The 10,411-nt window shown below is 61.8% G+C and carries 12 protein-coding genes; 9 read left to right on the top strand and 3 right to left on the bottom strand.

Going from position 1 to position 10,411, the window contains the following annotated elements; translation table 11 throughout:
• Window positions 1–1,445: TadG family pilus assembly protein (locus J0I64_RS04930; protein ID WP_291406499.1), on the top strand; the 1,445-nt coding region annotated here is incomplete at its 5' end.
• A 139-nt stretch (window positions 1,446–1,584) separates the two neighbouring features.
• Window positions 1,585–2,652, top strand: coding sequence for a helix-turn-helix transcriptional regulator (locus J0I64_RS04925; RefSeq protein ID WP_291406498.1), 1,068 nt, complete (start codon window positions 1,585–1,587; stop codon window positions 2,650–2,652).
• 7 nt (window positions 2,653–2,659) lie between these two features.
• On the opposite strand, the gene J0I64_RS04920 is transcribed toward J0I64_RS04925, so the two are convergent.
• Window positions 2,660–3,652 carry an OmpA family protein gene (locus J0I64_RS04920; RefSeq protein ID WP_291406497.1) on the bottom strand — a complete coding sequence of 331 codons (993 nt, stop codon included), beginning with the start codon at window positions 3,650–3,652 and terminating at the stop codon, window positions 2,660–2,662.
• Window positions 3,653–3,817: 165 nt separating this feature from the next.
• Between J0I64_RS04920 and J0I64_RS04915 the strand changes: the two genes are divergently transcribed.
• Window positions 3,818–4,366: a hypothetical protein gene (locus tag J0I64_RS04915; RefSeq protein ID WP_291406496.1), complete on the top strand. Its 549-nt coding sequence runs from the start codon at window positions 3,818–3,820 to the stop codon at window positions 4,364–4,366.
• A gap of 5 nt (window positions 4,367–4,371) precedes the next feature.
• Here the strand turns inward: J0I64_RS04915 and J0I64_RS04910 are convergent, their stop codons facing one another.
• Complete coding sequence (locus tag J0I64_RS04910) at window positions 4,372–5,139, bottom strand: M15 family metallopeptidase (RefSeq protein WP_291406495.1); 768 nt, start codon at window positions 5,137–5,139, stop codon at window positions 4,372–4,374.
• Between the two features lie 118 nt (window positions 5,140–5,257).
• Between J0I64_RS04910 and J0I64_RS04905 the strand changes: the two genes are divergently transcribed.
• From J0I64_RS04905 to J0I64_RS04885, 5 genes are all read left to right on the top strand, one after another.
• A complete protein-coding gene (locus J0I64_RS04905; RefSeq protein ID WP_291406494.1) occupies window positions 5,258–5,623 on the top strand; it encodes a GntR family transcriptional regulator in 366 nt (121 codons plus the stop codon).
• Window positions 5,620–6,519 (top strand): ABC transporter ATP-binding protein, encoded by a 900-nt coding sequence (locus tag J0I64_RS04900; protein WP_291406493.1) that lies wholly within the window; start codon window positions 5,620–5,622, stop codon window positions 6,517–6,519. The genes J0I64_RS04905 and J0I64_RS04900 overlap by 4 nt, the downstream gene beginning before the upstream one ends.
• The gene (locus J0I64_RS04895) at window positions 6,516–7,409 is read left to right on the top strand and encodes a hypothetical protein (RefSeq protein WP_291406492.1); all 894 of its coding nucleotides are present in this window, start codon (window positions 6,516–6,518) and stop codon (window positions 7,407–7,409) included. Before J0I64_RS04900 ends, J0I64_RS04895 begins: the two co-directional genes overlap by 4 nt.
• A 71-nt stretch (window positions 7,410–7,480) precedes the next feature.
• Window positions 7,481–8,065, top strand: coding sequence for an NAD(P)H-dependent oxidoreductase (locus J0I64_RS04890; RefSeq protein WP_291406491.1), 585 nt, complete (start codon window positions 7,481–7,483; stop codon window positions 8,063–8,065).
• A 63-nt stretch (window positions 8,066–8,128) separates the two neighbouring features.
• On the top strand, window positions 8,129–8,938 hold the full coding sequence (locus J0I64_RS04885; protein WP_291406490.1) for a hypothetical protein: 810 nt from the start codon (window positions 8,129–8,131) through the stop codon (window positions 8,936–8,938).
• A gap of 102 nt (window positions 8,939–9,040) precedes the next feature.
• On the opposite strand, the gene J0I64_RS04880 is transcribed toward J0I64_RS04885, so the two are convergent.
• Window positions 9,041–9,919, bottom strand: a complete 879-nt coding sequence (locus tag J0I64_RS04880) for a glycosyltransferase family 8 protein (RefSeq protein WP_291406489.1) — start codon at window positions 9,917–9,919, stop codon at window positions 9,041–9,043.
• A gap of 139 nt (window positions 9,920–10,058) precedes the next feature.
• Between J0I64_RS04880 and J0I64_RS04875 the strand changes: the two genes are divergently transcribed.
• The coding region (locus tag J0I64_RS04875) for a DUF2793 domain-containing protein (protein WP_291406488.1) at window positions 10,059–10,411 on the top strand (353 nt) is incomplete at its 3' end.

The following is a 10,411-nucleotide window of genomic DNA, read 5'->3' as shown; positions in this document are numbered from 1 at the left end:
CGATCGCCGCCAAGGTCATGCTCGATGCAGGCTATGCCGATCAGGCGGGTCTGATCGTGACACCGGGCCGCTACGATCCTAACCCGTCCCTTGCACCCGAGGCGCGCTTCCGGCCGAATAGCGTTCCCGCCAACGCCGTTCTGGTTCATTTCGAACGCCCTGGCACATTGCATTTTGCCTCGAGCTTCACCCAATCGCCGATGATCAGCGCCAATGGCCTCGCCACGGTCACGCCGGAAGTGTCCTTCTCCATCGGTTCGCGGCTGGCGAGTCTGAACGGCGGCATCGCCAACGCCCTGCTGAGCACGTTGCTCGGTACCACGGTCAATCTGTCAGTGGCCAGCTACACCGGCCTGGCCGCGGCGCGCGTCAATGCGCTGAGCTTTCTCGATGCGCTCGCCCTGCAGCTCGGCGTCAAGGTCGGCAACTACGACGACCTGCTGGCGAGCAAAGCGTATGCCGGAGACATCGCAGCGGCGCTTTCGTCGCTGGTCAACGGCGCCGACCGCACGGCGCTCAAGACACTCGCGCAGGCCGGACGCGGGAGTCCGGTGCCGCTGGGCAAGCTTTTCGATCTTGGCCGCTACGGCAAATTGGCGCTTCAAGGGAATGGGTCGAGCATCGCCGCCAATCTGTCCGCGCTCGAAATCCTTTCCGCCGCTGCGGCCCTTGCCGATGGCGATCGTCAGGTCTGGCTCAGCCTTGGCGGCAATATTCCCGGCATCACCTCGCTCTCGGTCGACCTCTCCATTGGCGAGCCCCCCAAAGGCGGCGGCTGGTTCTCCATCGGCCCAGTCGGCACCGTGATCCGCACCGCGCAGGTGCGCCTGCGTATCGATGCGCAGTTTCTGGGCGGGCTGGTCCTCCAAAGCGCGGTGATCCGGCTGCCGATCTGGCTCGACCTCGCTCATGCCGAAGCGCAGGTCACAAGCGCCACCTGTCCCGACAAGACCAACCCCAATGGCAAGGCCACCATCGCAGTTCTGCCCGGCGCGCTCGAACTGGCCATCGGCCAGGTGAGCAATGCGCAGATGCGGGATTTTGGGGCGCCGCTGCCGATCACGCCGGTCCGCATCCTCGACGCGCTGCTCCTGCACATCTCCGCTGCCGCGCATATCGAAGTCGCGCAGACCACCCCGATCTTGCTCAATTTTTCCTCGAGTGACATCGGCTCGGCCCGCCTCAAGACCGCCCGCACGGCCACACATGTCAGCTCGCCCGGCCAGTCGCTCCTCGGTGACCTGAAGCTCGAGATTTCTATCCTTGGTCTCGGCCTTTCCCCGCTCAACACCATCGCCAACGCGCTGAAATCGACGATCGCTCCGATAGCTGACCCGCTCGATTCCATCGTAAACACACTGCTGACGACGCTGGGTCTCGGCATCGGCGAAGCAGATGTCCGGGTCTATGGCGTTCGCTGCGTCAGCCCGGTGCTGGTGGGCTGAACCTCGCTGAGGGGCTTGCAACCCCGGCTGGCCGAGGGCTAGGTATTGACCCGTAACATTGCTGGTTTTGTCCTTGATTGCTCCTGCGCGGCTATCCGAACTGATTGGCCTGATCTACCAGTGCGCGCTGGAACCAGAATTGTGGCCCCGTGCCATGCAGGAAATCTGCGACGAACTGGCCTTTCGTACCGGCGTCATCAGCGTCCTGTCGCTGCCGGGCGGCGAGCCCATCCTTGCAGCGACCACCGGCTTTGAGGAGCCGTGGCTCGACCGCGTTTTCTACTACACAAGTGAACTGGTTGACCTCTGGGGCGGCGATGCAGTGATCCGCAGCCTGCCGCTTGATGAGCCCGCCGTACTATCCGCGGTCAACCCGGCGGCCATCGCCGACGAGCATCCCCATCCCTTCCATGAGGCCTTCAACCGCCCCCAGGGATTTGTGGACGCCCTGGCGATCGGACTGACACGGGATGATGGCTCCATCGGCACCATCGGCTTCAATCGCCATGCCGATGCCGGGCTAGTGGGTCCGCGTGAGATCGAAATCATGCAGCTCCTGCTGCCGCACCTGCAGCGCGCCGCGACGATCAGCCGGGTTCTGGAAGCTCGCTCCATTGCGGCCCGCCAGTTCAGCGCCGTACTCGACGGCCTCACCGCCCCCATCGCGGTTGTCGGTACTGACCTTGACCTGAAATACGCCAATCCGGCCCTCAACGGCGTCCTCACACTAAGCGAACGCAATCTCGATCTCGTCGACGGGCAGTTGCGGCTTCGCTTTGCGCCCGCCCAAAAGATGCTGACCGCCGCCCTGCGCCAGGCCGAGACTGCGGGTTATCTGCCCGGCGCGGCCGCATTCGGCCTGCCCATAGGGGCATCCACCGACAGCGTTCGCAGCCTCCACATCCTGCCGCTGCCGCCCAGCGCCGCCGATGGCCCGCTCTTTGCCATCGTCCTTGCTCCCCTTTCGCTGGCGCTTGAAAGCGCAGGGCCCATGGTTGCGTCGGTTTTTGGCCTGACCCGGGCCGAACAGCGCGTGTTCGAGGAGATCGCCGCCGGACAAAGCGTCGAACAAGTGGCCGACCAGCTCGGCGTTGCGATCAGCACGGTCCGCACACACCTGCTCCGCCTCTTTGCCAAAACCGAAACCAGCCGGCAGGCCGAGCTGGTTACGCTGGCGGCAAGCTTTCTACCCATGACACGCCCATAGGCTCAGCTCAGCGCAGCTTGAGCTCCACGCGCCGGTTCTGTGCCTTGCCCGCGGCCGTCGCGTTGCTGGCAACCGGCTCATCCATGCCGCGCCCGGCAGAGGCAAGCCGCTGGAAGTCGATGTCAAAGCCATTGACGAGGGCATCGACCACCGCCGCAGCCCGCCGCTCGGAGAGGTTCTGGTTGTGAGCCCTGCCGCCGTCGCTATCGGTATGCCCGATGATCTGCAGTTTCAGCGCCGGGTACTCGCGCAGCATCATGGCGATTTCGAACAGCTGGTCACGGGAGAGCGGTAGCAGAATGGCGCTGTCGATATCGAAAAGGAGATTGTCCAGCATCACGCTTTCACCGGCGACCAACTTGTCGCGCATGCTCGAGGCCGCACTCAGGCCGGGGTTATCGCCGATGATAACGCTCTTGGTAATTGCCATGACACCCTTTTCGGGCGCGTCGGCAAGAGCCACCTGCATATGCGTGACCTGTCCACCCTCATCCTTGACGAGATAGAAGAGACGCGCTCCCCCGGTTTGGAAATAGTTCCGAACGATAGCCATGTTCTGTTTGTCGAGGGTTGGCATATTGCTCGGTTTGTCGAGCAACAATCCGATCGCGACGCCTTGTCCCTTGGCGCCATTGTCGAAACAGTCGCCCTTCTCGACATTGCACGCAAAGACCATGTCATAGCGATGCTGTGCCGCCGCTGCTTCAAAGGCACGCTGGATTTGCAGGGCACTGTCGCCGGGGGCGAAACGATAATAGGCATAGACGATCCGGCCCTCCAGCAATTGCCAGTTCGGCCCTTCCGTTGCCCTTGCGGAATATTCGGAAACCGGCCCTATGATCATCCAGGTCTCGTCGTAATTGTCGACGCGGGGCGTCCTTTCCGTCGGCGCTGCGATCGAAAAGAAATCGAGCAGGTCTGGCAGCGGTTGGGCCAGGGTCGACGCGTTCGTCGACAACGTGCCCAAAGAGGCAATCAGGACGGCTAACAAAGACCTCATATCACGCTCCGGTCTGACGAAAAGTCGGGACAGTCGGCGCCCAGGAAGGGCACCCCTTTGCCGCACAGCGTGGACAACAAGAGCGCAGGACGCATCCACCAAATGGTGGACGCAAGCTGCCGAAAAGCCACCTATCGCTGTCTCGAGCAGATCGGGAGGATCAACATGCAGCTTTCGCTCATTCGTTGCAGTGCCGTGGCGGTTCTGATCGTCCTGCCAGCGCCACTACAGGCGGCGGAGGCCAGGGACATGGGCATCATTCGGAACATGGTCGACGATCTCGATCACGAGAGCCGGTTCATGCGGCTGAATGGCGCGCTGGCGGCCTGCCTTGCCGGCGAAGGCGACCAATATCTTGCCTCTGGCTGGTTCGAGGACCATGGCTGGCTACCGCGCGTTGACACCGACATGGGTATTGTCGAAATGACCAACCGCTCCCATGCCGATCTCTATGCCTGGATCGCCGAAGACGGCAGCGCTTGCCAGATCTGGGCCGAGGACGTCGGCACACAGGACGCGTTCGACATTCTCAACGAACTCGCAGAGGCCGCCGGCCTTCCGGTCGAAGAGGCCGAGGGCGAAGTCGGCTGCCCGGCCATTACGCTGGTGGCGGGAAATGTCGGCTATCTCGCCGAGGTGACGTCGTCAGGCAACGATCCAGTCTGCATCGATGTGAACACCAGCCGCATCAATTTCGTGCGCGCCGAAGGCTAGGGTGGTCATTCTGCGGCCCGCGCCACGACAAAATCGAAATAAGAGAGCGGATAGGGCTCATCACGCAGGGTATAGTGCCACCACTCCTCCTGGTAGGGCGCAAAGCCATGGCGATCGAGCAGTGAGCGCAGCATTTCGCGATTTTGTTCCGCTTCGGGTGAAATCCCCTCAGCGCCATGATGCGCGCGGATGTCGAAACAATCGTAACCTGTGCCGAACTCCAGTGTTCCCTCGGCAAAGCGCCCGGGAAGGATGCAGTCGACAAGATCGTCACCTGCGGCAAAAGGCTTGGTATCGGGCCGCAAGACTGGTTCGATCGTCAGATCGACCGTACTGCCGCGGCTATGCCCGGAGCGTTCGGCGATATAGCCCAGAATAAAGAGTTCGGCCTTATCGACGCGTGGATAGAACTCGGCCTGCATGAGACGATCGTCAATATCCCGGGCCCAGCCGGCAAAATCGGCCACCGCGCGGGCCGGTCGATAGCAATCATAAACGCGCAGCGCCAACCCATCGCCCGCCAGTTCCGCGGCAGCGTCCCGTAGCGCCTCGGCGGCCACGCGCGTCAGAATGCACTCTGCCTCTTCGTAGCCGGCTATCGGCCGACCAACGAAATTGTGGTGTCCGGCATAACGCATGTCCTGGCGAATCTTCGGGGCGATGTCGCGCAGGTAGACAAACCCCACGGGAAGCGTCTCAGCCCCCAGTGCGACCTGGCCCAATGCCAGGGTGGCAAACGCTGCGCCCTGAAACACCTTCAAAAACCTGCTCATCTTCGCCCTTTCGATTCGCCGGACGCGTCCATCTAGCGGGAACGCTCCCCGTTACGAAAGTTCATTGACACACCGTCATGCCGTGCTACACATATAGCACACTACATAGGCACGACACATGGATGATTTTCACGCGAGCCAGCCGATCTTCGTGCAGATCCGGCAGCGACTGATCGAGATGATCCTGCGTGGCGCGGTCGGGGAAGGCGATGCCATTCCCTCGGTCCGCCAGATCGCAGCAGAGCTCTCGGTCAATCCGCTGACGGTTACCAAGGCCTTTGAAGCCCTGGTCGAGATTGGCGTGGTCGAAAAACGGAGGGGTCTTGGTATGTTCGTCACCCAAGGCGCACGCGAAAAACTGCTCTCTCACGAGCGCGACAAATTCCTCAAGGAGGATTGGCCGCGCATCCTCACCCAGATCAAGGCACTCGACCTCGATCCCAAATCCCTGTTTGCCGAAGCCCCGCTGGAGCCCAAGCCATGACTGACACCTCTTCCACCATCGAGCCCGTCGTCACCGCGCGGGGCCTCAAGAAAAAATTCGGCCGCAAGGAAATCCTGCACGGGCTGGATTTCGACATTCCAGCCGGCCGCATCTATGGCCTTGTTGGTCACAACGGCGCGGGCAAGACCACGACGCTCAATGCCATGCTGGGCCTGACGAGCTATGAGGGCACCATCCGCGTGCTCGGCGAAGACCCCTTCGCCCGCCGCGCCAAGCTGATGGAGAATGTCGCGTTCATTTCCGACGTGGCGAGCCTGCCGCGCTTCCTGCGGGTGCGCGAACTCTTTGCGCTCCTCTCCAACATTCATCCCAATTTTTCGACCGACAAGGCACGCAGCTTCCTCGAAGGCACCGACATCAAGCCCGAGATGAAGATCAAGACGCTCTCGAAGGGCATGATCGCGCAGTTGCACCTCGCCGTCGTCATGGCGATCGATGCCAAGCTGCTCGTGCTTGACGAGCCGACACTCGGCCTCGACATCACCTATCGCAAGCGCTTCTACCGGCGCCTGCTCGAAGACTACATGACCGAGGAACGGACCCTGATTATCACCACCCACCAGGTGGACGAGATCGAGTTCATGCTCTCCGACATCATGTTCATCAGGGATGGTGACCTGATCCTCCACATGCAGATGGAGACGGTGAACGAGAAATTCTCCCAGCTCGTGACCAATGAGCCGGCAATGCAGTCCGAGGCCCGTGCCCTCAACCCGGTCTACGAAGAAACCCGTTTCGGCCAGACCGTTTTCATTTTTGACGGCGTGCCGCGCGAAAAGCTCGAGCCGCTCGGCAAGATTTCGACGCCGACGCTATCCGACCTGTTCGTTGCCCTGATGCAGCGACCGACCGCCAATCCGGAGACCGCCCGATGAAGGCTTTTGCTGCCCTCGTGCATCGCGAATATATCGAGCATCGCGGTGCCTTCTTCATCGCGCCGCTGATCATGGTGGTGCTCGTTTTCCTGCTCACCATCCTCGCCTTCAGTGTCGACCGCATCAACACGCGCTTTTCCGGCCAGATGCTGACGGTCATGCCCACCTGGGTTTTCGAGGCCGGCTTTGCCGCCCTCGCCGCCGGGTGGCTGGCCTATCTCGGCTTCGCGCTGTTCTTTTATTGCGCCGATGGCTTTGCCGCCGACAAACGCAACAATGCCATGCTGTTCTGGAAGTCTATGCCGGCTTCGGACCTAAAAATCCTGCTCAGCAAGCTTGCCGCCGCGCTGACCATTCTGCCCGGTTCGATCTTTGCCGTGGCGCTGATCAGCATCCTGCTCATGTTCGGCGTCGCCTATGTCACGACCATGATCGCGGGCCTCGGCAGCACGACCCTGCTCTGGAGCATTCTGGGCATTTTCGCGCAGATGAGCCTGGTTCTCCTCGTCATCATCGCCTGCGCGCTTCTGTGGTACCTGCCCTATATGGCACTGGTCGGGGCCATGGGTACGGCGGCCGGACGCTGGGCCATTCCTTTGGCCCTCCTGCTGCCTTCGCTGCTCTCGGTGCTCGAATGGGTACTCATGGGCGGCGGCATCAATCCGTTCTCGACCCATGTCTGGAACTATCTGCATTATCGCTCGCAGTTCCCGATCGCCTTCGATTCGCTCGATCGCGTCTGGGAAGGCCAGCAGGCCTTTGACGCCATGGCGTTCCTCGTCGACTTCCTGCAGAAATTCGACTGGGTGCAGGTCGGGATCGGCGCCGCCTTCGCCTTTGTCGCGATCTATATCGCCAGCGAATATCGTCGCCGTTCCGCCGCCAATTGACCTCTTAACAAGGTCTGGTCAGAGTGCCGCCGCTTCCCCAAGGGAGCGGCGGCCTTTTTATCTGGGGTTTCATGCGCGTTCATCTGGTGCACTGCCATCCGCTCTCCGAAAGCCTCAATGCGCATCTGGCGGGCCACATCGCCCAATTGCTGATCGAGAGGGGCCACGAGGTCGATCGGCTCGATCTCTACGCCCATGGCTTTTCGCCGGCCATGAGCGCAGAGGAGCGTCGCGCCTACTACGGCGCACCCATGACCCCGCCCGATGTCGAGCCCCTGCAGGAGCGCTTGGCCGCCGCCGACCATCTGGTGCTGGTCTTTCCCACCTGGTGGTTCTCGCTACCGGCCATGCTGAAAGGCTGGTTCGACCGCGTCTGGGCCCCGGGCTTTGCCTATGACCATGGCACCCCGATCCGCCCCAGGCTGACGCAGCTCAAATCCGTCACCGTGGTGACAACGCTCGGTTCGCCCTGGTGGGTAGACAAGCTGGTGATGCGCCAACCGGTCAAAAAGGTGTTGAAGACGGCGCTGATCGGCGCCTGCGCGCCACAAGCCCGGTTCAGAATGCTCGCGCTCCACGAAGCCGAGACCGTTGACACAAAACGGCTCACAACCTTCGAAGGCAAGATCGCCGGAATGCTCAACGCGCTCGACTAGCTCGAGAAGCCTTTGGCAAGCCGGCCGTCCATGCTAATGGCCGCGCCGAACAAGGATTGCACCATGACCCTGCCCACCATTGTCAGTTTCTGGCACGGCCCGATGAGCTGGCTCGAAATCCTGTGCATCACCTCCTTCGTCCGGCAGGGGCACCGGGTGGAAGTCTATTCCTATGAGCCGATAACCCATCTGCCGGCTGGCGCCGAATGGGGTGATGCAGCAAATGTGCTGCCGCAGGAAAAGCTGGTCTTCTACAAGGGTCGCGGCACGCCGGGCGTCTTCTCCGACCATTTCCGTTATGCCGCGCTGAAAGCCGGGCTCGGCGTCTATGCCGATCTCGACATGTATTGCGTGCGGCCCATGGCAGGGCCGTTCGACTATCTCATGGCCTGGGAGCGCCCGGGCTCGGTCAATGGCGCCGTGCTCTATATGGCGCCGGACGCGCCACTTTTGACCGATCTGATTTCGGTGTTCGAGGACAGGCAGCGCCCCCTCCTCGAGCCGCACCTGCCCCTTCTCCGACGGGTGGAAGTCGCCATTCGTCGCCTTGTCGGCGACCGGGTCACGCCGGAGCACATGCAATATGGCGCAACGGGCCCCATGGCTCTCACCCATTTCGTGGCAGCGCACGGCCTCAACGCCCGCGTCCTGCCCTCGGCCACCTTTTACCCCGTGCCCTATGAAGGCATTCCGGCGCTGATGAAATCAGGCTCCGACCTCGACATTGCCATTAAGCCGGAAACCCTCGGCATCCACCTCTGGCGCAGCCAACTGACCGACCGCGGGCGCGCCGGCCTGCCACTACCTGAAGCGGGCAGCGCATTGGCAAAACTTTGCGCCCAAGAAGGAATTGATCCGGCGACCATTGGCTGAATCGATCTCCCGATTGTCGTCATTGCCCAGCTTGCCCGGGCGATCCGTCTCGCCTCCGCATGGACCACCGAGACAAGCCCGGTGATAACGGCAGCAAAAAGCCTAGCCCGCCAATCGCAGCTTCTTGAGCCACCACCGCTTCCAGCGATGCCGCGCGAACCGGTAAAAGAGATCGTTCGTCATGACGTGACGATACCAGCGCGCATAGGCCGCACGACGCAGAATGCCTGAAAGCAAGAACCAGGGTTTACCCTTGAGGGTATAGTGCAGGATGGCGGCATCAAGCGCCTCGTGGGCGGGATGAGCATCGATGGTGTTCCACCGCCACGGCAACAGCGTCCAGCGATCACGGAACACCAGATTGAGCATGTCCTGGTCATAGTAAAGCCGGTGCATCTGCCCCTTGCCGGCAATGGCTGCGATCTCTGATTTGACGTCGAGCTCGCGCCATTGAGAGAGATCAATAACGAGCATGCCCGAATTAAAGTAGGGGTCGGCGGGATCGAAAATATCCCTGTTTTGCCTCATATCACGCCGGGCCGCGATGAACGGCGCTATGGCATCGCGCACCGCGCCAAGCGGCCTTCCTTCAAGATCGATGTCGAACAGCTTTTCGATCGGGGCGCGCACCAGCGTGTCGCAGTCAAGATAGATGACGCGATCTATATCGGTAGGGAGGAGATCGGCCACCAGCATGCGGGCATAGACGATCTTCGGCCACTGGGCCGATGCGGGTAGTTCGGCAACGAAGAAATCGAACAGAGCGGAATCGGCCACCGGATACCAGCGCAGGCTCGCGCCAAACTCGCGTACGATACCTTCAAGATCGTAGCGATGCTCATCGCTGATCGGCATGTGAAGGAGATGGAAGACCAGATCCTTGCGCCGATGCGTCGAGAGGCAGACCGAGCGCATCACCGTGTAGGCCGGGGCCCAGAAATTGTCGTCGAAGGCGAGGACGATGTGGATGGGTGCGCTCATTCCGCTCTCGGGCTCAGTATTTTGAGTCTCTCATATAGGCTCGGCGTGCAAAGGAAAGGGTCCATGCACTTATCCCGCTAATCCCCGCGACCCAAGGCAGGCGGACAATGCGGCAATCTCTCAGTCAGGATTGCCGATCATGGACGACACCCCCCGCCTCAGCCTGCCGCAGATCATTTCCGGACAGGCGCTGAAACACATCACCCACAACGAAGCCCTGATGCGGCTCGATGCCCTGGTGCAGGCCAGCGTCGAAGCCAGCACAGTCACGGCGCCACCGACGAGCCCGCTCGAAGGCGAAGCCTGGATCGTGCCCGCCGCCGCCACTGGCGCCTGGGCCGGACATAGCGAGGAGATCGCGGCCTTTCAGGCCGGCGCCTGGGTCTTTTACGATCCCGCGCCCGGCTGGCAGGTTTTTGACAAAGCTACCGGCACGCTCTGCATCTTCTCCGGCACAGGCTGGATTGCGGTCGCCGCCACCGGCGCGGGCCT

The sequence above is a fragment of the Devosia sp. genome (assembly GCF_017307565.1).
Taxonomy (GTDB): Bacteria; Pseudomonadota; Alphaproteobacteria; order Rhizobiales; family Devosiaceae; genus Devosia.
Note: the sequence above shows the minus strand (reverse complement) of the source record. Positions and strands in the feature narration are given on the sequence as shown.

What these genes read in the sequence shown, in the direction of transcription:
- J0I64_RS04890 (WP_291406491.1), top strand. Translation starts at nt 7,481, where the DNA reads ATGCGCGTTCATCTGGTGCACTGCCATCCGCTCTCCGAAAGCCTCAAT.
- J0I64_RS04910 (WP_291406495.1), bottom strand. Translation starts at nt 5,139, where the DNA reads ATGAGCAGGTTTTTGAAGGTGTTTCAGGGCGCAGCGTTTGCCACCCTG.
- J0I64_RS04905 (WP_291406494.1), top strand. Translation starts at nt 5,258, where the DNA reads ATGGATGATTTTCACGCGAGCCAGCCGATCTTCGTGCAGATCCGGCAG.
- J0I64_RS04885 (WP_291406490.1), top strand. Translation starts at nt 8,129, where the DNA reads ATGACCCTGCCCACCATTGTCAGTTTCTGGCACGGCCCGATGAGCTGG.
- J0I64_RS04895 (WP_291406492.1), top strand. Translation starts at nt 6,516, where the DNA reads ATGAAGGCTTTTGCTGCCCTCGTGCATCGCGAATATATCGAGCATCGC.
- J0I64_RS04915 (WP_291406496.1), top strand. Translation starts at nt 3,818, where the DNA reads ATGCAGCTTTCGCTCATTCGTTGCAGTGCCGTGGCGGTTCTGATCGTC.
- J0I64_RS04920 (WP_291406497.1), bottom strand. Translation starts at nt 3,652, where the DNA reads ATGAGGTCTTTGTTAGCCGTCCTGATTGCCTCTTTGGGCACGTTGTCG.
- J0I64_RS04900 (WP_291406493.1), top strand. Translation starts at nt 5,620, where the DNA reads ATGACTGACACCTCTTCCACCATCGAGCCCGTCGTCACCGCGCGGGGC.
- J0I64_RS04880 (WP_291406489.1), bottom strand. Translation starts at nt 9,919, where the DNA reads ATGAGCGCACCCATCCACATCGTCCTCGCCTTCGACGACAATTTCTGG.